The sequence below is a fragment of the Aliiruegeria sabulilitoris genome (genome assembly GCF_001558155.1).
Lineage (GTDB): Bacteria > Pseudomonadota > Alphaproteobacteria > Rhodobacterales > Rhodobacteraceae > Tropicimonas > Tropicimonas sabulilitoris.
In genome coordinates this window covers 70901-90108 of sequence record NZ_LOAS01000001.1, presented here as the reverse complement: position 1 = coordinate 90108, position 19208 = coordinate 70901, and the positions used below count along the sequence as shown (strand labels likewise).

At 63.1% G+C, this 19208-nt stretch carries 19 protein-coding genes; 10 read left to right on the top strand and 9 right to left on the bottom strand.

Annotation, left to right across the window (positions count from 1 at the left end; translation table 11 throughout):
* Positions 1–26 precede the first annotated feature (26 nt).
* The 3 genes from AX756_RS00380 to AX756_RS00370 all read left to right on the top strand — a co-directional run bounded on the left by AX756_RS00380 (position 27) and on the right by AX756_RS00370 (position 3323).
* On the top strand, positions 27–800 hold the full coding sequence (locus tag AX756_RS00380; RefSeq protein WP_068308086.1) for an L-iditol 2-dehydrogenase: 774 nt from the start codon (positions 27–29) through the stop codon (positions 798–800).
* A complete protein-coding gene (locus AX756_RS00375) occupies positions 800–2269 on the top strand; it encodes a mannitol dehydrogenase family protein (RefSeq protein WP_068307300.1) in 1470 nt (489 codons plus the stop codon). Before AX756_RS00380 ends, AX756_RS00375 begins: the two co-directional genes overlap by 1 nt.
* Before the next feature lie 64 nt (positions 2270–2333).
* Positions 2334–3323 (top strand): zinc-dependent alcohol dehydrogenase family protein, encoded by a 990-nt coding sequence (locus tag AX756_RS00370; protein WP_068307298.1) that lies wholly within the window; start codon positions 2334–2336, stop codon positions 3321–3323.
* 57 nt (positions 3324–3380) lie between these two features.
* Here AX756_RS00370 and AX756_RS00365 read toward each other — a convergent pair whose 3' ends face one another.
* The 5 genes from AX756_RS00365 to AX756_RS00345 all read right to left on the bottom strand — a co-directional run bounded on the left by AX756_RS00365 (position 3381) and on the right by AX756_RS00345 (position 8532).
* On the bottom strand, positions 3381–4418 hold the full coding sequence (locus AX756_RS00365) for an extracellular solute-binding protein (protein ID WP_068307295.1): 1038 nt from the start codon (positions 4416–4418) through the stop codon (positions 3381–3383).
* Positions 4419–4438: 20 nt separating this feature from the next.
* A complete protein-coding gene (locus tag AX756_RS00360) occupies positions 4439–5245 on the bottom strand; it encodes an ABC transporter permease (protein WP_068307294.1) in 807 nt (268 codons plus the stop codon).
* Positions 5246–5248: 3 nt separating this feature from the next.
* Complete coding sequence (locus AX756_RS00355) at positions 5249–6172, bottom strand: ABC transporter permease (RefSeq protein WP_068307292.1); 924 nt, start codon at positions 6170–6172, stop codon at positions 5249–5251.
* Complete coding sequence (locus AX756_RS00350) at positions 6172–7266, bottom strand: ABC transporter ATP-binding protein (protein WP_068307288.1); 1095 nt, start codon at positions 7264–7266, stop codon at positions 6172–6174. The genes AX756_RS00355 and AX756_RS00350 overlap by 1 nt, the downstream gene beginning before the upstream one ends.
* Before the next feature lie 345 nt (positions 7267–7611).
* On the bottom strand, positions 7612–8532 hold the full coding sequence (locus AX756_RS00345) for a dihydrodipicolinate synthase family protein (RefSeq protein WP_068307287.1): 921 nt from the start codon (positions 8530–8532) through the stop codon (positions 7612–7614).
* Between the two features lie 166 nt (positions 8533–8698).
* On the opposite strand from AX756_RS00345, the gene AX756_RS00340 reads away from it, so the two are divergent.
* The 7 genes from AX756_RS00340 (at position 8699) to nagB (ending at position 14658) form a co-directional block, all read left to right on the top strand.
* Positions 8699–9418: an FCD domain-containing protein gene (locus AX756_RS00340; protein ID WP_231700942.1), complete on the top strand. Its 720-nt coding sequence runs from the start codon at positions 8699–8701 to the stop codon at positions 9416–9418.
* Positions 9419–9492: 74 nt separating this feature from the next.
* Positions 9493–10452: a sialic acid TRAP transporter substrate-binding protein SiaP gene (locus AX756_RS00335; protein ID WP_068307284.1), complete on the top strand. Its 960-nt coding sequence runs from the start codon at positions 9493–9495 to the stop codon at positions 10450–10452.
* Between the two features lie 63 nt (positions 10453–10515).
* Complete coding sequence (locus tag AX756_RS00330; protein ID WP_068307282.1) at positions 10516–11007, top strand: TRAP transporter small permease; 492 nt, start codon at positions 10516–10518, stop codon at positions 11005–11007.
* Positions 11004–12278: a TRAP transporter large permease gene (locus AX756_RS00325; RefSeq protein ID WP_068307279.1), complete on the top strand. Its 1275-nt coding sequence runs from the start codon at positions 11004–11006 to the stop codon at positions 12276–12278. The genes AX756_RS00330 and AX756_RS00325 overlap by 4 nt, the downstream gene beginning before the upstream one ends.
* A gap of 3 nt (positions 12279–12281) precedes the next feature.
* On the top strand, positions 12282–12959 hold the full coding sequence (locus AX756_RS25450; protein ID WP_068307277.1) for an N-acetylmannosamine-6-phosphate 2-epimerase: 678 nt from the start codon (positions 12282–12284) through the stop codon (positions 12957–12959).
* A 5-nt stretch (positions 12960–12964) separates the two neighbouring features.
* Positions 12965–13873 (top strand): ROK family protein, encoded by a 909-nt coding sequence (locus tag AX756_RS00315; RefSeq protein WP_068307272.1) that lies wholly within the window; start codon positions 12965–12967, stop codon positions 13871–13873.
* A complete protein-coding gene (gene nagB, locus AX756_RS00310) occupies positions 13870–14658 on the top strand; it encodes a glucosamine-6-phosphate deaminase (protein ID WP_068307271.1) in 789 nt (262 codons plus the stop codon). The genes AX756_RS00315 and nagB overlap by 4 nt, the downstream gene beginning before the upstream one ends.
* Positions 14659–14947: 289 nt before the next feature.
* On the opposite strand, the gene AX756_RS00305 is transcribed toward nagB, so the two are convergent.
* The 4 genes from AX756_RS00305 to AX756_RS00290 all read right to left on the bottom strand — a co-directional run bounded on the left by AX756_RS00305 (position 14948) and on the right by AX756_RS00290 (position 19145).
* The gene (locus tag AX756_RS00305) at positions 14948–15766 is read right to left on the bottom strand and encodes a DeoR/GlpR family DNA-binding transcription regulator (RefSeq protein ID WP_197431037.1); all 819 of its coding nucleotides are present in this window, start codon (positions 15764–15766) and stop codon (positions 14948–14950) included.
* Positions 15767–15879: 113 nt separating this feature from the next.
* The gene (locus AX756_RS00300; RefSeq protein WP_068307270.1) at positions 15880–16944 is read right to left on the bottom strand and encodes an ABC transporter permease; all 1065 of its coding nucleotides are present in this window, start codon (positions 16942–16944) and stop codon (positions 15880–15882) included.
* A complete protein-coding gene (locus AX756_RS00295; protein WP_068307269.1) occupies positions 16941–18494 on the bottom strand; it encodes a sugar ABC transporter ATP-binding protein in 1554 nt (517 codons plus the stop codon). The genes AX756_RS00300 and AX756_RS00295 overlap by 4 nt, the downstream gene beginning before the upstream one ends.
* Positions 18495–18497: 3 nt before the next feature.
* On the bottom strand, positions 18498–19145 hold the full coding sequence (locus AX756_RS00290; protein WP_156461345.1) for a DUF2291 family protein: 648 nt from the start codon (positions 19143–19145) through the stop codon (positions 18498–18500).
* Positions 19146–19208: the final 63 nt, after the last annotated feature.

Here is a 19208-nt window from a genome sequence, read left to right as displayed (position 1 = left end):
CGAGGAAAGACAAGATGGAGAAGAACATGAAACGTCTTGAAGGAAAATCCGCGATGATAACCGGCTCCGCGCGCGGCATCGGAAAGGGCTTTGCCGAGGCCTATATTCGCGAGGGCGCGACGGTGGCCATCGGTGATATCAACATGGAAGCCGCGGAAGCCACCGCGAAGGAGCTTGGCGAGGGCGCCTATGCGGTCAATCTCGACGTGACCAAGCAGGAGAGCATCGATGCCGCCATCAAGGCGGTGGTCGACAAGACCGGCAAGCTCGACATCCTCGTCAACAACGCCGCCGTCTTCGACGCCGACGAGATCGTCGATATCACCCGCCAGAGCTACGAGACGCTCTATGCGATCAACGTGGCCGGCACGCTCTTCACCATGCAGGCCGCCGCACGGCAAATGATCAAGCAGGGCCATGGCGGCAAGATCATCAACATGGCCTCCCAGGCGGGCCGTCGCGGCGAGAGCCTCGTGGCGATCTATTGCTCGACCAAGGCGGCGGTGATCTCACTGACGCAATCTGCCGGTCTGAACCTGATCAAGCACGGCATCAACGTCAACGCCATCGCGCCAGGCGTGGTTGCGGGCGAGCACTGGGTCGGGGTGGATGCGAAATTCGCCAAGCTCGAAGGCAAGGAGCCTGGACAGAAACGCGCCGAGGTCGAGGCCGGGGTGCCGGCGGGCCGCTTCGCCACGCCCGAGGACATGGCCGGCATGGCGATCTTCCTCGCCTCCTCCGAGTCCGATTACATCGTTTCCCAGACGTATAACGTCGATGGCGGCCAGTGGATGAGCTGATGAAACTGAACGCTGATACCCTCACGAAGCTCGACCCGCGCATCGTGGTCCCGAGCTACGACCGCTCGCAACTCAAGCCCGGCATCCTGCATGTGGGCCTAGGCAATTTCCATCGCGCCCACCAGGCCTTCTATGCCAACCAGCTTCTCAATGCCGGCGGCTCGCTCGACTGGGGCATTCTTGGCGCGGGTGTCATGCCAACCGATGCCGCCATGCGCGCCGACCTGGAAGCGCAGGACTGGCTCTACTCGGTGACCAAACAGGGGGCCGGGACCGAGGAAGTCGAGGTTTCGGGCGTGATGTGCGGCTTTCTGCCGGTCGAAGAAGGGCACGGGCCCATCATCGAGGCGATGCAGAACCCGGATGTCCGGATCGTCTCGCTCACCGTGACCGAGGGCGGCTATTACGTCTCCGCCGAGACCGGCGGTTTCAACCCTGAAGCGCCAGATATCCGCGCCGATATCGCCAGCCCCGACAAGCCGAAGACAGTGTTTGGCGCCATCGTGGCCGGGCTCAAGGCGCGCCGCGATGCGGGTCAGGTGCCGTTCACGGTGATGTCCTGCGACAACCTCCCCCACAACGGCAATGTCACCCGCTCCGCCGTGGTTGGCGTCGCCCGCGGGCAGGATAGCGCGCTTGCCGACTGGATCGACGCCAATGTCGCCTTTCCCAACGCGATGGTGGACCGGATCACCCCCGCGACAACGTCCGAGCGTGCCGCCGGTTTGGCCGAGGAATACGGGCTTGAAGATGCCCGCCCGGTCTTCTGCGAACCCTTCCTGCAATGGGTCCTGGAGGACAAATTCACCGCCGGCCGTCCCGCCTTCGAGGAGGTCGGCGTGCAGATCGTCGAGGATGTGACGCCCTATGAGCATATGAAGATTCGCATGCTCAATGGCGGCCACGCGATCATCGCCTATCCGTCGGCTCTGCTGGGGCTGACCTACGCCCATGAGGCGATGGCCCATCCGCTCGTCTCCGCCTTCTTCGACAAGGTCGAGCGGGAGGAGATCTATAACGTGGTCGAGGCGGTTCCTGGCGCGACCCAACCGGAATACCACGCCGCGCTTCAGGAGCGTTTCGCCAACCCGGCCATTCGCGACACGATCGCCCGGCTCTGCTTCGATGGCTCCAACCGCCAGCCGAAATTCATCGTGCCTTCCGTGGCCGAGAATCTCGCGCAGGGCCGTTCAGTTCCGGGCCTCGCACTCGAAAGCGCACTCTGGTGCCGCTACTGCTTCGGCGAGGGCGAACAGCACCAGGAAATCCCCGCCAACGACCCGTCCTGGGATCGCCTCACCGGGCTGGCCCGCGAAGCGCGCGACCGGCCGGATGCCTGGCTCGAAATGCGCGACATCTACGGCGATCTCGTCGACAAGCCGGATTTCCGCGATGCCTTCGCCGCAGCGCTCGAAAGCCTGTGGAACAAGGGCTGCGAAGCCACGCTGAAGGCCTATCTGGGCCTATAGAGCAGTTGCCGCCGGCACATTCCGGCGGCACCCCACTCTCTCCCCTCGAAACTGGACCCGAAAAATGAAAGCAGTTGTCTACGACGCGTTGGGCTCGGTCATCTTCTCCGAGATCGAAACCCCGCGCCCTGCCCCCGGCGAAGTGTTGATCCGCGTCGCGGCGAGCGGCGTCTGCCACACCGATATCGACGTGCTCCACGGCCGCTATGGCACGCCCGACTTCCCGCTCGTGCCCGGGCATGAATATGCGGGTGTGGTCGAAGAACTCGGCGAGGGTGTGAGCGAATTCGCAGTCGGTGACCGCGTGGTGGTGGACCCGAACCTGAGCTGTGGCCATTGCCGCGCCTGCCGCAAGGGGTTGGCCAATCTCTGCGAAACGCTGGGTGCCTATGGCGTCTCCACCAATGGTGGTTTTGCAGAATACAGCGCTGTCAAAGCGGAGAATCTCGTCGCCATCGGTGACATGCCGTTCAACATGGCAGCCCTGGCCGAACCCATGGGCTGCGTTCTCAACGGCGTCGAGGCGATCGGCACCGAAGGTGTCGAGAACGCGCTTGTCGTCGGCGCCGGTCCGATCGGCCTGCTGATGGCAATGGCGCTGAAGACTCGCGGCGTGGAAGAAATCGGACTTGTCGACCTCGCCCCCCACCGGTTGGAACTGGCCGAATCCTTCGGGTTTACGCCCTATGCCCCGGGCTCTGCCGAGATTGCCGCCCTTGAACATTCCGTGGATCTTTGCGTTGACGCGACCGGCGTGCCAGCGGTGGCCGCAACTCTGCCCGGCTACACCGCCAATGGCGGCAAGGTGCTCTATTTCGGTGTCTGCCCGCCGGATGCCCGTATCGAGATCTCGCCTTTCGAGGTGTTTCGCAGGCAGCTGACGATTGCGGGAGCGCATTCGCTCAACCACAATATCGCGGATGCGATCGCCGCCCTGAATGCAACCGGGCCGAGCGTGACGCGCCTTGTTTCTCACGAACTCCCGCTTGAAGAGATTCCGAAGGTTCTGCTGAAACAGGGTCCGGAAGGAACGCTCAAGGTCCAGGCGAGGTAAGTTGGAAAAGAGCCGCCGCCCGCGTCGCAGGCGGCGGCTTTGCTTTCGCAGTGGCGCCTACTGCTTCAGGGCGGTCCAGATGCGGTCATAGATGGCCTGGGTTTCTGCGTCGCAGGCCTCGATGAAGACGCCGGGCCCGGCGTCGGCGGGCGGGTTGGCCTCGGGCAGGGTGCGCAGTTCCTCGTCGAGAAGCGGGGTGACGCCCTCGACGCCCGCGGAATACTGCGTCCAGTTGGTCAGGATCGCGACATTCTCCGGCTCCAGCAGGAAGTCCATGAGCTTGAGCGCGTTTGCGCGGTTCGGCGCGTCCTGGAGCAACACCATGTTGTCCATCCAGACGATATATCCCTGCTTCGGATATGCGTATTCGGTATTGGCGCCCTCGGCGCGCGCCTTGGCGTTGAACCCGTTCCAGATCATCCCGGCGGCGGCATCGCCGGAGACCAGAACTTCCTTGGCGGTGTCGGAGTTGAACGAGACCCAGTTCGACTTGGCGGCCTGCAGCATGTCGTTGAGCGCCTTGAGCTGGTCACGATCGGTGCTGCATTGCTCGATGCCCATATGGATGGCGGCCATGGCCATCACCTCACCCTGCGTGTCGAGCATGTTGACCTTGCCGGCAAGCTCGGCGGGGCTGTCGAAGAGAATGTCCGTGGTGGCGATATCGCCCTGATAGACATCGCGGTTCACCGCGAAGCTGGTCGATCCCCACTGATAGGGGATGGAGTATTTGCGGCCCGCATCGAAGGCAACGTCGAGCCATTTCTGCTCGATATTGCCCTTGTTGGCCAGCTCGCCTTCCTTGATCTCGTCGAGCATGCCCTCGCTGGCCATGATCTTGACCATGTAATCGGCCGGCACCGAGACATCATATGTGCCCATGCCGCCGGCCTTGAGCGTTGCCAGCATTGCCTCGTTGGAATCGTATGTATCCATGACGATCTCGACACCGGTCTCGGCGGTGAACTTGTCGATCAGCTCCTGCGGCATGTACTCGAAGAAGTGGAACACAACCACTTTCTCTTCGGCTGCGGCAGCCGTCGCAACCAGGGCAAGGGCCGTGGTCGCGGCCAGCCTTGCAAACGTGTTTTTCATGACAGGTCTCCTCTGTTGGATCATTTTGTGGTGTCGGATCTGCTCACCAGCCAGGACAGTGTGACCAGAAGGATGGACAGGCCCAGAAGCAGGGTCGAAATCGCCATTATGTTGGGTTGGATGCCGCGCTTGACGGCGCCGAAGATCGCCGTGGGCAGGGTCTCCACGCCCGCGCCCTTGACGAAATTGGTGATGATGAAGTCGTCGAGGCTGACGATGAAGGCGAGCAGGTAGCCAGACACGATGCCGGGTGCCATCAGCGGCAGCAGGATGCGCGTGAAGACCTGCCGTTTCGTGGCGTAGAGATCGAGCGCGGCCTCCTCGTAGGCGGGTCCGATCCCCTGCATCCGCGCAGAGATCGGCAGATAGGCGAAGGGGATGCAGAAGACGACATGCGCGATCAGGATGGACAGGAGGCCACGTTCGAGCGCAATGGCGTTGAAGAAGATCAGCGTCGCCACGGCGGTGACAATCTCGGGCACCATGAGCGGCAACGAGATCAGGCCGAAGGAGAGCGTGCGCGCCCGGAAGCGCCCGGTTCGGATCATGCCGGTTGCGGCCAGCGTGGCGATGGTGGTGGAGATCGTGGCCGCCGAGATGGCGATAAGAAAGCTGTTCGCCGCGGCGGTTTTGAACTTGCCGCTATCGGGGCCGGTGAAGACATCCCAGTACCAGCGCAAGCTCAGCCCTTCCCAGTTGGTGATCGAGGCGGAGGCGTTGAAGCTGTAGACGGTGACGACGATCAGCGGGGCATAGAGCACGAACAGGCAGAGGAGAGTCAGTGCGCGAAAACCCGGAATGGTCCGAAGATTGGTGCGCCTTGCCATCGGTTACGACCGCCTTTCCGCACGCGCCTGCTGGCGTGCGAAGACAAGCAGCAGCAGCAGCACGAGTGTGAGCAGGATCATCGAGGCGGCGGCGCCGAAGGGCCAGTTGCCGGCATTGCCCTTGAACTGCTCTTCGATCAGCGAGCCGATCATGAAATTCCGAGCCCCGCCGAGCAGGTCTGGCGCAAGGAAGGAGCCGAGCGAGGGCACGAAGACGAGGATGCAGCCGGCGATAACGCCCGGCTTTACCGCCGGCAGGAGAATACGCCGCAGCGTCGTCCATTTCGACGCGTAGAGATCCGCCGCCGCTTCCGAGAGCGCGAAATCGTAGCGTTCCACGGCCGCGTAGATCGGCAGTACCATGAAGGGGAGGTAGGAATAGAACAGGCCAAGCTGCACGGCGAGATTGGTGTTCACGATCTGCAGCGGGCTGTCGATTGCGCCTGTCCACTGCAGGAAATCGTTCAACGGCCCCTGTTCCCGCAGCAGGAATTTCATCGAGACGGTGCGGATCAGCAGGTTCACCCAGTAGGGGATGGTGATCAGGAACACCCAGAGCGGACGCGCCTTCGCGGGGCGCGTGGCGATGAAATATGCGGTGGGAAAGCCGACAACCAGGCTCATGAGCGTCGCCGCGCCTGCCTGCCAGATAGAGCGCCAGAAAATGGCGATATAGGTCCACTGGATGCGCGGGGGCTCGTCTCCGAACAGCCCGCGATCGAGGAAGAACTGGTCATAGGCGGCAAGCGAGAACTCCCAGATCACGCCACCGCGATGTTCCTTCGTGAGGAAGGAATAGATCAGCATCATGATGACGGGCGCCAGGGAGAAGAAGAGCAGAACCGACCAGGCCGGCAGGAGCAGCCAACCGCGGGCCTCCTTGTATGTGCTGCTCGCGGTGCTGCCGCCCACTGCGCCACCCGCCATCAATCGACCAGGAGCCGACCGGCCCCCGCCTCCATATTGACGAAACAGGTGGCACCTTGTTCGAAGATCCGCCGGTTGCCGCGTTCCGAATTCGAGCTGCGCAGGGTCAGGCGCGGGCCCTGCTCCAGTTCGACGATGCTGGTGATGTCCGTGCCGGTAAAGACATTCTCCACCACCCGTGCCGCCAGCGCCTCCGGCCCGGTCGGTTCGGCGGTGGCAAAGAGCCGCTCCGGGCGCACCGACAGGTGTACCCTTGCGCCGTCGCGCGCCCCATCCACCGCCTCGCAGATCAACGCATGGCCGCCGCCGAGGTGACAGGCCGCGCGCGTGCCCTCGATGCGGTCCACCGTTACCTCCAGCAGATTGGTGTCGCCGATGAAATTGGCGACGAAGCGATTGCACGGACGCTCGTAGATCTCGCGCGACGCGCCCACCTGTTGCAGCTTGCCTTCCGACATCACGGCGATGCGGTCGGACATGGTGAGCGCTTCCTCCTGGTCGTGGGTAACGAAGACGAAGGTGATGCCGGTTTCCCGCTGCAAGTGCTTGAGCTCGATACGCATCGCCTTGCGCAGCTTCAGGTCGAGCGCGGACAGGGGTTCGTCAAGCAACAGCAGCTTCGGTTGCGGTGCAAGCGCGCGCGCAAGGGCGACTCGCTGCTGCTGGCCGCCGGAAAGCTGACCGGGGCGGCGATCCGCGAATTGCGAAAGCTGCACCAGTTCCAGCATCCGCCCCGCACGCTCCCGTGCTTCCGCCGACGATTTCCCGAGCATTTCCAGACCGAAGCTGACATTGTGCAACACGCTCATATGCGGAAATAGCGCATAGCTCTGGAACACCGTGTTCACGGGGCGGCGATTGGGCGGCAGCGCGCCCAGATCCTCGCCGTAGAGCCGGACCGACCCTTCGGTGACTTCGTCGAAACCGGCGATGATGCGAAGCAGCGTCGTCTTCCCGCAGCCCGATGGTCCCAGGAGCGTGAAGAACTCGTTGTCGGCAATCCCCAGGCAGATCTGCTTGAGAGCCGTGAAATCGCCGAACCGCTTCACAGCATTCTGCACGTCGATCGCGTTTGGACTGCTTGTTTCTGACATTTCCGTCTGCATGACGCCGGATTCGGGGTATCGGATCGATTTGGGCTTAGCGAGCAGGCAGGCCCGTCGCCCGCCTTTGGAGCGGCGAGCGGATAGGTTGCTTGCGCGCCATGTGATCAATCAGGTTTTCACGGGCGTGTCACGCGTTCAAAAGGGCGCAGCCTGATGGGCGGCCGTCGCAAGAGAGGGGGTCAGATACCACCGGAGGCTCACTTCGGCGACTTCACCACATTGCTGCAACCATGAAGTGCAGGGCGCGTGCCCTCTATCGAACACCCGGTGTCGCGCAGACACAGGAGAACTCCTGGCGGCCTGTCCGGCTTTCACGCTGGCGCAGGTGTCCGATCAGGCTGTTAGAGTGTCCTGTTTGCCTGAGACCCAGGGGGCGATATCCGCCTGCTCCAGGAATGCCGTGAGCGGCGCGCGGCCTGCGTCCGACAGTATCCGGAAGGGGGCGCGGCAGGGGCCGCAATCGACGCCAAGATGCTGAAGTGACAGTTTGATCCCCGGCATGACGCCGACCTCGAAAAGGTGCCCGACATAGTCCCGCGAGATCTTCTGGAGGTCCCGCGCGCGATCCATGTCGCCAGCTTCCATCGCCTTGTCCAGGGCGACATAGAGTTTGCCGAAAACGTTGTATGTCGAGCCGATGCCACCATTCGCTCCGGACAGTGCGCCGGTCATGTAAGTTTCGTCGGAACCGAAGAAAATCGTGCTGTCAGAATGCCGGCTGCGCAATTGCGAGAGCACGAACAGGTTCATGGAAGAGAACTTGATCCCGGCGACGCCCGGCAGATCCAGTATCGCGGAAAGCTCGGCCACGGAGGACTCGCGCCCGACGCGCCCGGGCACCTCGTAGACGATCAGCGGCAGGGACGTCGCGGAGGCGAGAGCCTTGTAATAGTGAAAGATCTCGTCGGGCGTGAACCGGTAGGAATGCGGCGGCAGCGCGGACAGCGCATCGTATCCAAGGTTTTCCGCATTGCGGGCAAGGCGGATCGAATCCCGCAACGAGGGTTGGCCGACATGGGCAATCAGGGTGACATCGCTTGCTTTGGCGGCGTCCTTCACGATGCCCTGCTGTTCGTGCAACTCGTCCGTCGTCATCAGCCCGGACTCCGCGGTGCTTCCGCCGACATAGAGCCCCTTCAGCCCTTGCCGGAGCACATGGTTGACGATGTTTCTTTGCCGCGGCTCGTCCAGGTCCTCGTTATCGGCAAAACCGGTGAGAAGCGCTGCATACATACCATCAAGACAGGCAGTCATCTGTTTTTCCTTCGAAACTGTTCGATTCGCGGCAATCGCGAAGTGAGGCGGGATCTTGATTCTTGCAGTTTTTGGTACCCCATCAGTTTGCTTTGGTAAAGTTATGTTTGACATAAATGATACTTTGGCTTTACCAAAACTGCGAAGGTAGCGTTGGAGGTGCGCGGTGATTCTCGGCTCGACAAGCAAGGGAACCAGCAAGGCAAAGGGGGCCGCCCTCGATATCGCGGCGACCTTGCAGGAGCGGATTCAATCCGGCGAACTGGCGCCCGGCGATCCGATGCCGACAGAGAGAACACTGTGCGAAGAGTTCAGCACCTCTCGGCCGACGGTTCGGGAGGCGCTGCTTCTTCTTCAGGGGCGGGGCTATGTCAGCCTCGAGACCGGCCGGCGCCCGCGTGCGGCCCTGCCGACGCTCGACGGCATCCTTGCCTCCGCTGCCGCGCACATTTCGAACCTGCTTGGCGACGCGGAAAGCGGGGCGCATCTCGAGCAGATGCGCCAGTTCATCGAAGCCGCTGCGGCCCGGATTGCTGCCGGCAGGGCGAGCAGCATCCAGCTGCACCAGATCAAGTCGGCCCTGGAGTTGAACCGGGATGCCATCGACACGGACGGGTTTGCGGAAACCGACATCGCCTTTCACAGGGCAATCGTGACGGTCGTGGGCAACCCGATCATTCTCAAGCTTCACGACATGTTCGTCAGCTCAATGCTGGCGCACCGCCCCCGCCGCGCAGATGGCGGATCGGACGAGATTTCCTTTAGGGAGCATCGCGCGATCTACGACGCCATCGTGGCGGGCGATGCGATGGCCGCTGCCGAACTGACGGACCAACATCTCATGCGGTCCTACCGATCCAGATTGGCGGGGGCAAAAGAAGGTTAGTCGCGCCGCGCCGCCCGGATTGGCGCGTCTCGAATGCACGGAACGATGAATCAGCAGTAGCGAGGAGAAAAGACATGCTGAACAAGTTTGTGGGGGGAGTTGTCGCGGGTCTGTTGTTGGCTGTGGCGGCGCAAGCCGAAACGGTCCTGACCTTCGGGACCCAGGAAAACGAAGCCTCCCCGATGTACCAGGGCATGCTTGCCATGGACGAGGCGCTCAAGGAAATCTCGGGCGGCGAGATGTCTCTCAAGATGTTCCCGTCATCCACGCTCGGTGACTTCAAGGCGATGGTGGCCCAGACACAGGCCGGCGAGCTTGATCTCGTGATGACCGGTTACCCGGACATGAGCTACATCATTCCCGAACTGAAGCTGATCGGCGCGCCCTATGTCGTGTCCGATTTCGATCATCTCAAGGAGCTGATCGCCGGCGAGTTCGGCCAGAAGATGGATGCAGCCTTTACCGAGCAGGGCGTGAAGGTGCTGGATGTCTGGTATCTCGGTACCCGGCACACGACCTCCAACAAGCCGATCAACTCGCTGGAAGACATGAAGGGCCTGCGCCTGCGGACACCGAACGTGCCCTTCCTGATTGCCTTTGCCGAGAACACCGGCGCCTCGCCCGCGCCGGTCGCCTTTGCCGAGGTCTATCTCGCGCTTCAGACCAACCAGGTCGATGCCGAGGAAAACCCGCTGCCGACCATCGAGGCGATGAAGTTCTACGAAGTGCAGGATCACATCGCGCTGACCGGCCATTTCGTGGCATCGTCGGCGATCCAGGTCGGCACCAAGACCTGGGACAAGCTCTCTGACGAGGAAAAGGGCTGGCTGCAGGAAGCCATCCTGAAAGGCGGCGAAGTCGCTACCAAGATCGTGATGGACAAGGAAGAGAGCCTGATCGCTGACTTCGAGGCCAAGGGCCTGACGATCACTCGCCCCGATACCGGCCCGTTCCGCGACGCGATGCAGCCATATTACGATGAGCTCGAAGCCGAGTTCGGCGAGGGCAGCATCACTGCGCTGTTCAAGAAATAAGAACATGCGTGGCGCGCTCCTCCCGGCGCGCCACAGCATTTATGCTGGGCTCGGAGCAGGTTGATGTCAGGACATGGCAGGTACAGTATCGAGGGATACGCCGCGACGGTGCTGTTCCTCGGTTTGATTTTCGTGGTTTTGCTGCAGGTTTTCGGCCGTTCTGGCTTCCTGCCAGCAGCTGTCTGGACGGAGGAACTGGCGCGGTGGATCTGGGTATGGATGGCCTTCATCGCAACGGGTGAGGCCGAGCGGCGCAATGTCCAGCTTCGGATGGGAATCCTCGCCGAAGTCCTGCTTGGGCGTTTCCGTTTCGTCCTCTTCACCCTGATCGATCTCGTCTATCTGGCCGTCACATGCCACCTGCTCTGGGTCGGCTACCAGACCGTCCTGCGCACCTGGAACAACGAATCCGTCACGCTGCTGTTCTCCGACGCCGTACTTTACGCCTCCTACCCGGTTGCCGCGCTCTTCGTCATCTGGCGCGTCGCCAGCCGCATCCGCTGGCAACTGATCCACCGAAGCCCCTTTGTCTTCGATCCGGAGGGCGAGCAATGACCCTGATCATCGTCTGTTCCGTCTGGCTCTTCATGGTCTTCGGCGGTGTGCCCATCGGGATCGCGATGATCCTCGTCTCGGTCGGATATTTCTATCATACGGGCATGGGCATGTCCTTTGCCGTGCAGCGGATGGTCGACGGGCTCAACTCCTTCCCGATGCTCGCCGTACCGCTCTTCCTGCTGGCCGCCGCGATCCTCAACTCCGCGGGCATCACCAACCACCTGTTCGGTTTCGCCCGCGCCCTGGTCGGGCGCTTCACCGGCGGGCTGGGCCATGTGAACGTGCTCGCCTCGCTGTTCTTCTCCGGCATGTCCGGCTCGGCCGTGGCCGATGCGGGCGGCCTGGGGAAGATGGAAATCAAGGCGATGCGCGATGCGGGCTATGACGACGAGTTTTCCGGCTCCGTCACAGCGGCCTCGTCGATGATCGGCCCGCTGGTGCCGCCCTCGATCACCATGGTGCTCTACGGCGTCATCTCCAACACCTCCATCGGCAAGCTGTTCCTCGGTGGCGTGGTGCCGGGCTTCCTCTGCGCGGGGGCGCTGATGGTCATGGTCCATGTCCTCGCCAAGCGGCGGAACTATCCGAAGGACCCGGTCCACAGCGCTGGAGAGGTCTGGCGACTCTTCCTGAAATCCTTCCCGGCGCTCCTGACCCCGATGGTCATCGTCGGCGGGATCTTCAGCGGGTTCTTCTCGCCCACCGAAGCCGCGGCCGTGACCGTGCTCTATGCGATCGTCATCGACCTGGTGTTCTATCGCGAACTGACCCTGCGCCGCTTCTTCGACGCGGTCTACGAAACCGCCGTGACCTCGGCCACCATCGGCACGATCATCGCCGGTGTCTCCGTGCTCGGCTTCGTTCTCGCCCGCGAGCAGGCGCCGCAACAGATCGCCAGCTTCTTCCTTGCCTTCGTGGACAGCCCGATCACCTTCCTGATCGCGGTCAACGTGATGATCTTCGTGCTCGGTGCCTTCATCGAGACGCTGGCGATCCTTCTGATCGTCGTGCCGATCCTCATTCCGCTGGCGCTCGGCTTCGGCATCGACCCGGTACATTTCGGCATCATCGTGGTGCTGAACCTGATGATCTCGACCCTGACACCGCCGATGGGGATGGCGCTCTTCGTCGTCGCCCAGGTGGGGGAGATCGAATATCACAAGCTCGCCAGGGCCATCCTGCCCTGGCTCATTCCGCCGCTGATCGTCCTGGCGCTGGTATGTGCCTTCCCGATCCTGGCGACCGGCCTGCCCAACCTGATGCAATAGACCATGCAAGCACTCTCTCTCCTCAAAGGTGGCTTTGTCGCCTCTTGCCAGCCCGTCACTGGCGGCCCGATGGACAGCACCAATATCATCGTCGCCATGGCTCGTGCTGCGGTTGATGGCGGCGCAAGCGGCCTGCGTATCGAAGGCGTCGAGAACGTCCGGGCGGTACGCGCCGCGGTCGCTGTTCCGATCATCGGCATCGTCAAGCGCGACCTGCCCGACACACCGGTCCGGATAACGCCCTACTTGGCGGATGCCGAGGCGCTGGTTGAAGCGGGGGCGGACATCATCGCCTATGACGGCACCGCGCGGCCGATGCCGGATGCGCGGAAAGCCATTGCCCGTGCCATTGTCGATGGCGGGCGCATCGCCATGGCCGACTGCTCGACAGAAGCCGATGCGAGGGCCGCCCTGGCCGATGGCGCCGGGATCATTGGCACCACCCTGTCGGGCTACACTGCCGAGACCCAAACGAAGTCTACCGCGCCTGATCTTGCGCTCGTCACGGCCTTCTCCCGCCTTGGCGGCTTCGTCATGGCTGAAGGACGTTACAACGCGCCGGACCTCGCGCGGCAGGCGATCGCGGCGGGGGCCGATTGCGTCACGGTGGGCAGCGCCATCACCCGCGTCGAACATATCGCGGCCTGGTTCAGCGCCGCCGTGAAAGCCGGCGCGAGGTAACCCGGATGCCCACGCGCGACACTCTCTCCGGCGTGGCATTGGACCTGGGCGGCACGAAGCTGGCAGCGGCGCGGATCGCTCAGGGCGAGGTCGTCGCCCGCGCGCAGGTGCCCACGCGAGGGTCCGCCTCCGCGGTCGAGCAGGTAAGGGACATGCACGCACTCGCCCGCAAGGTCGGCCTGGACCCATCCGACCGGGTGGGGCTGGCGGTGGCCGGGCGGGTCGATGCAGACGGGATCTGGCGCGCGGTCAATACGGAGACGCTGAGCAACCTCGACGATGTCGACTTGCGGCAGTTGGCCTCGGACTTGTTCGGTCGATCCGTGACGGTGCTCAACGACGCACAGGCGGCCACGCTCGCGGAATTCCATTTCGGGTCCGGACGGGGCAGCGCCGCGATGGCCTATGTGACGGTCTCAACGGGCGTCGGCGGCGGTCTCGTGATCGGCGGGGTGCCGGTTCTCTCGCCGAACGGCATGGCCGGGCACATCGGCTTCTCGACATCGCGACTGGCCACCCGGAGATGCGGAAGCGGGCGCATGGGAACGGTCGAAAGCGTCGCCGCCGGCCGCGCAATTGCTGCCGAGGCGAGGCGGATAGGGTATCCTGTGGAGGATGCCCGCGACGTCTTCGACGCATGGCGCGCGGGCGGCGAATGGGCCGGGCAGATCATCGACAGCTCGGCGGCGGCGGTTGCCGGGATGTGCGCCGACCTGGCCGCGATCCTCGGCATTGACAGGGTGGTGCTCGGCGGTGGAATTGGACTTGCGGAGGGCTTTGTGGACCGAATCCGGCGCCATCTGGATACCGAGCCGCCCCTGTTCCAGCCGCAACTCGTTGGCGCTGAACTCGGGCAGGATGGCGTCCTGCTCGGGGCGCTGGTGCAACCGGATCGGAGCGGAAGCGACACATGAAAGTTCTCATTCACAATTCGGCTGAACTGGCCCAGCAGGCCGTTGCCGATATCCTGACCGCCCGCATCCTCGCTCACCCCGCATCGGTCAACGGGCTGGCGACCGGCGGCACGATGGAAGCGGTCTATGACAGGTTGATCCGCGCCATCGCGCGGGAAGCGGTTCCCGTGCGGGACCTTGTGACCTTCAACCTCGATGAATACTGGGGGCTCGCACCGGCGCATCCGGCCTCGTACCGAAGCTACATGAATGCACGCCTCTTCGGCCCCGCCGGCATTCCGCTGGAACGGACCTTCCTGCCGGTTGCGGACGCGGCCGATCCCGTCGCGGAATCGGACGCCTACGAGCAAAGGATTCGGGAGGCGGACGGCATTGATCTCCAGCTTCTCGGCATCGGGCAAAACGGCCATATCGGCTTCAACGAGCCTACCTCGAGCCTCGCATCGCGCACCCGGCTGAAGACCCTCACGCAGAGCACCCGCAAGGCCAACCAGCAATATTTCGGCGCAGATGAAGCGACGCCGGAATACGCGATTACCATGGGTATCGGCACGATTCTGGACGCACGGGAATGTCTGCTGCTCGCCACCGGCAGCAACAAGGCGGAGGCGGTGAGCCGGATGATCGAAGGGCCCTTGGGCGCACTTTGCCCCGCCTCGGCGCTGCAGCTTCATCCGAAGGCAACGATCATTCTCGACTCCGACGCCGCCTCGGCGCTGGAACTCCGCGAATACTACCAACACGTCCACCCGGATGGCATCGACAGGCAGCCCACACATAGCTGAAGGCCAGCCTTTCGGGCTGTTTGCCCGGACTCTCCATGACGGTATCGCGGAAGAGCCAGTACGGGATATCCTGATCCGCATATCGGAGGGGTGGATCGATGGAACGCCGATCCTTCAATGAGACATGCGCCAAAGCTGTCGGCCAAGAGGCATTAGCGACGGCGATTTCACGGGCCAGTCATCCGCTTTGGAAGTGCTGGACGTTTGGTGACAGCGGATAATGCAGTGCCTGGCCGGGAGGCTTGCTGCGGGCCAGTCCCTCCCGGCTGCGTGGCTCTCCCGCGTCGGCTTACCGGGCGATCAGGACTTCGATGCCGCGTAGCTCGAACTCCTTGGCGTCGCTGTCCGAGATGCCGTCATCGGTGACGAATGTGTTGATCAACTCCAGCGCCCCGAGCCGGGTGAAGGAGGATTTGTTGATCTTCGTGGAATCCGCCACGAGATAGACATGGCTCGCCGCCTTGATCATCGCCTTCTTCAACTCGAGATCGGCAAAGCTGGGATAGGTCAGGCCGGATTCCGGGCCGACGCCGGCAGTGGCAAGGAAGAGCTTGCCCGCATAGATATTGTGGAAATACTCGACCGCTTTGTCGCCTGAAACCGAGAGCGTGGGGGATTTGAACTGCCCGCCGGGCAGGTGCACCGCGAAGCCGGGAACCGCGCCCAGAATGATGGCGATGTTCAACGCGTTGGTGATGATCGTCAGGTTGGAGCGGTCCACCAGCCGGGTCGCGACCTCGGTCGTCGTGGTGCCGGCATCCAGGATGATTGTCTCGCCATCACCCACCAACGAAGCCGCATAGGCGCCGATGCGGCGCTTCATGTCCATGTTTTCCATGTGCTGGAGCACCATGGCGCCGGCCTTCGACGCCCCGGGCCGGCTCAGATGCGCCCCGCCATGCTCGCGCGTGACACGGCCCTCCTGTTCGAGCTTTTCGAGATCCTGCCGGATGGTGGCCTCGGAGACCTCGAACGCGGCGGAGAGGTCCCGGACCCGGGCGCTGCCTTCCTCCTCGAGCCATTCGAGGATCTTGCGCCGTCGCGGTTCTGCCAGCAGCCCGGTGATGGCTTCATTGGAGACTGCGTGCTTGTCGGCGGGCTTGTTCAAAACGTCTGCTTTCGTTCGGCGGATGCGCGGTTCCTTGGCATTATGGCGGATTCTTTGCAAGCAATCCGCCCCAAATTCGCCGCCGGCCGAAAAGATACGGCCGGCGCGCAGCTTCAATCGTTCAGCGCTGCCTGTTGTTGCAGCACCACGCGGGCCTGCAGCTTCTGCTGCGCTTGGTCGACGACAACGGCGGCGATGATGACGAGGCCCTTGATGACGGTCTGCCAGAAGGCGGAGACGCCCATCATGACGAGCCCGTCCGACAGGATGCCGATGACGAAGGCGCCGATGATGGTGCCCGCGATCTTGCCGCGTCCGCCGGACATCGAGGTGCCGCCAAGCACCGCTGCGGCAATCGCGTTCAGCTCGAACATGTTGCCGGTGGCCGGGTGGGAGGCGACGAGCTGCGAGGAGATGATGAGACCCACCAGCGCCGCGCAGAAACCGGAGAACATGTAGACCGCGATCTTGACCATATGGACGTTGACGCCCGAGAGCCCGGCGCTCTTCTCGTTGCCGCCCACGGCATAGATATAGCGGCCAAGCGGCGTGCGGTTGGCCACGTAGGCCGCGCCGATCCCCACCGCGACCAGCATCCAGATCGAGATCGGAATGCCGAGGAAATCGCCCGCGCCGATCAGGTAGAACGTGTGATTGCCGTATTCGGCGGAACCGTTGAGGTTGGGGAAGGTGCGTCCGTCGGAGGAGAGCAGCGCCGAGCCGCGCGCGACATAGAGCATCCCCAGCGTGGCGATGAAGGGCGCGACGTTGAGCTTGGTGATCAACAGCCCGTTGATCAGCCCGATCAGGATGCCGACGCAGATCACGATCAGCATGATTTCGAGCGTGTTGAACTGTATCGTCCAGCCCAGCCCGATATCGACGCCGTTCAGGATCAGCCAGCCCGCGACCATGCCGCAAAGCCCGACGATGGAACCCACGGAGAGGTCGATGCCGCCGGTAATGATGACGAATGTCATACCGATGGCCAGGAAGGCGTTCAGCGCGACGTGCTTGGACATGATGATCATGTTCGCCGTGCTGAGGAAGTTCGGCGCCGCGAAGGCGAAGAAGGTGAAGACGACGATCAGCGCGATGAATGTCCGTGCTTTCAGAAGCAGGAGCAGCATGGCGCCAGACTGGTTGTCCTTCGATGGGTTTGCAACGGCGCTGCTCATGAAGCGGCCTCCTCCAGGGGTGTCTCTTTTTCCTCGGTCCTGCCGGGGGTGGACGCGGCGACCAGATCCTCGCTGGTGACGGCCCCGGCGTCGAATTCGCCGCTGATCCTCCCGTCGGCCATGACGATGATCCGGTCGCTGAGCGCCATGACCTCCTCCAGATCAGAGGTGATGAAGATGATGCCGAGCCCCTGCGCGGTCAGCGCGCGCATGGTGCGGAACATCTCGGCCTTGGCGCCGATGTCGATGCCGCGCGAGGGCTCGTCCATCAGCAGGACCTTCGGGTTGGTCATCAGCGCCTTGGACACGACGACCTTCTGCTGGTTGCCGCCCGACAGGCTGGAGACCGGGTTTTCCAGCGAGGCGATCTTGATCGACAGCTTGCGGACATACTCCGCCGCCGCCCTGGCCTCCTTCGCCAGGCTCATATGGAAGATCCGGGTGAAATCCTTAAGCGAGGAGAGGGTGATGTTCTCCCGGATGGAAAGGATCTCGATCAACCCGTCCTGTTTGCGGTTCTCGGGGATCAGCGCGATGCCGCGGTTGATCCGGCCGGCGACGGATCGTTCGCGCACCTCCTTGCCCTCGACGAAGAACTTGCCGCCCGAGGAGGGGTGCTGGGCCATGACGCATTCGAAGAACTCCGAACGGCCCGCTCCCATGAGCCCGTAGACGCCGAGGATCTCACCGGCGCGGACGGACATGGAGATATGGTCGACGAGATAGCCGCCGCCCATGCGGGGCAGCGTGATATCTTCAGCCCGGAAGATCTCGGCACCGAATGCCTGCACTTCCGTCTTGGGGAAGTCCTTCGAGGCGCCACCGATCATGTTCTTCACGATCCAGCCGACATCGATCCCTTCCATCGAGCGCGCCCCGGTGACGAGCCCGTCGCGCAGGACGGTGATGTAGTCGCCGATCCGCACCAGCTCTTCGAGCCGGTGAGAAATGTAGACGATGCCCACACCATCGGCCTTGAGGTCCCGGATGACCCTGAAGAGGATATCCACCTCCGCCGCCGAGAGCGCGGAGGTCGGCTCGTCGAGGATCAGGATGCGGGCGCTCTGCGCCAGCGACTTGGCGATCTCGATGATCTGTTGCTGACCGATCCGGAGATCGCCCAGCGGGGTATCGGGGTCGATATCCTCGTGTTCGAGGCGTTTGAGGATCTTGCGGGTCTCGGCGCGCTGGTAATCGCGGTCGATATCGATCCCCATGCGCGTCTTTTCGCGGCCGATGAAGATGTTCTCGGCCACGGTAAGGTTCGGAAACAGGTTCAGCTCCTGGAAGACGATGCCGATCCCGGCGGCCTCGGCCTGGTTCTTGTTGTGGAACCTGACGGGTTTGCCGAAGAGCTCCATCGCGCCGGATGTCAGCGGTTCGACGCCAGCAACGATCTTCATCATCGTCGACTTGCCCGCGCCGTTCTCGCCCACGAGCACGTTGACCGCACCCATGTGGAGGTCGAAATCGACGTGGTTCAGCGCGATCGTGCCGGGATAGACCTTGACCCCGTCGCGGATCGTCAGCCCGATCTCATGGGTTTCCATCGCTCAGCCCCCCACGGCGAGATGAACCGGCACAAGCAGGATCGCATCGCTCTGCCTGGGTAGGCTGAAGGCGCCGGTGAAGCTGACCGTCTGGCCCACGAGGTCGCCTTCGGGAATCTCGATTGCCGCGCCGGCTTGGTCGTTCAGCGCGCGAGCGAGCTTGGCGAACTCGATCTGGTCGCGGAAATCTGTGAAGACGAAGAAACTCGTGGCGTCACGCAGCGCGGTGCCCTTGATCACTGGGCCGAGCTGGATCGAGAGATCCGCCTCGTTGTCGCCGTTCACGTCGACTTCCAGCTTCGCGGCGCGGGACTCGCGGTTGGAGGCAATGACCACCCCTTCGCCCTTGGCGACGAAGTTCCACGGGCTGCCCTCGCTCGCCTTCGGGATGCCGAGGCTTTCGCCCGCCGCGTTCAGGTCGCTCGCGATGGCGGGGAGCACGGCACCGATCTCCTGCGCCTTCTCGTCCATGTAGGGCAGGAGCTTGGGCTCGTAGACCTCTGCCACGAGCGCAGCCATCCTCTCCTCGTCGGTCATCTGTGCAGCGGCGTGTTCCGCGTCGTTCGGGTCGGGATTTTTCACGATCTTGCAGCCAGAGACCATGGGCAGGAGCGCCAGCAGGCAGGTTGCCGTCATCAGGGTCCGGGTCATGTCGAACCTTTGCGTTGTTCGAGTGGGGCGGCACGGCCAGCGGGCAGCGCCGCGAAAAGGGCC

Excerpts from the sequence above, each read along its gene's own strand:
- AX756_RS00380 (WP_068308086.1), top strand. The coding sequence starts at position 27 with ATGAAACGTCTTGAAGGAAAATCCGCGATGATAACCGGCTCCGCGCGC.
- AX756_RS00345 (WP_068307287.1), bottom strand. The coding sequence starts at position 8,532 with ATGACTGCCTGTCTTGATGGTATGTATGCAGCGCTTCTCACCGGTTTT.
- AX756_RS00365 (WP_068307295.1), bottom strand. The coding sequence starts at position 4,418 with ATGAAAAACACGTTTGCAAGGCTGGCCGCGACCACGGCCCTTGCCCTG.
- AX756_RS00355 (WP_068307292.1), bottom strand. The coding sequence starts at position 6,172 with ATGGCGGGTGGCGCAGTGGGCGGCAGCACCGCGAGCAGCACATACAAG.
- AX756_RS25450 (WP_068307277.1), top strand. The coding sequence starts at position 12,282 with ATGCAAGCACTCTCTCTCCTCAAAGGTGGCTTTGTCGCCTCTTGCCAG.
- AX756_RS00360 (WP_068307294.1), bottom strand. The coding sequence starts at position 5,245 with ATGGCAAGGCGCACCAATCTTCGGACCATTCCGGGTTTTCGCGCACTG.
- AX756_RS00375 (WP_068307300.1), top strand. The coding sequence starts at position 800 with ATGAAACTGAACGCTGATACCCTCACGAAGCTCGACCCGCGCATCGTG.
- nagB (WP_068307271.1), top strand. The coding sequence starts at position 13,870 with ATGAAAGTTCTCATTCACAATTCGGCTGAACTGGCCCAGCAGGCCGTT.
- AX756_RS00315 (WP_068307272.1), top strand. The coding sequence starts at position 12,965 with ATGCCCACGCGCGACACTCTCTCCGGCGTGGCATTGGACCTGGGCGGC.
- AX756_RS00325 (WP_068307279.1), top strand. The coding sequence starts at position 11,004 with ATGACCCTGATCATCGTCTGTTCCGTCTGGCTCTTCATGGTCTTCGGC.
- AX756_RS00350 (WP_068307288.1), bottom strand. The coding sequence starts at position 7,266 with ATGTCAGAAACAAGCAGTCCAAACGCGATCGACGTGCAGAATGCTGTG.
- AX756_RS00370 (WP_068307298.1), top strand. The coding sequence starts at position 2,334 with ATGAAAGCAGTTGTCTACGACGCGTTGGGCTCGGTCATCTTCTCCGAG.
- AX756_RS00335 (WP_068307284.1), top strand. The coding sequence starts at position 9,493 with ATGCTGAACAAGTTTGTGGGGGGAGTTGTCGCGGGTCTGTTGTTGGCT.
- AX756_RS00295 (WP_068307269.1), bottom strand. The coding sequence starts at position 18,494 with ATGGAAACCCATGAGATCGGGCTGACGATCCGCGACGGGGTCAAGGTC.
- AX756_RS00290 (WP_156461345.1), bottom strand. The coding sequence starts at position 19,145 with ATGACCCGGACCCTGATGACGGCAACCTGCCTGCTGGCGCTCCTGCCC.
- AX756_RS00300 (WP_068307270.1), bottom strand. The coding sequence starts at position 16,944 with ATGAGCAGCGCCGTTGCAAACCCATCGAAGGACAACCAGTCTGGCGCC.
- AX756_RS00330 (WP_068307282.1), top strand. The coding sequence starts at position 10,516 with ATGTCAGGACATGGCAGGTACAGTATCGAGGGATACGCCGCGACGGTG.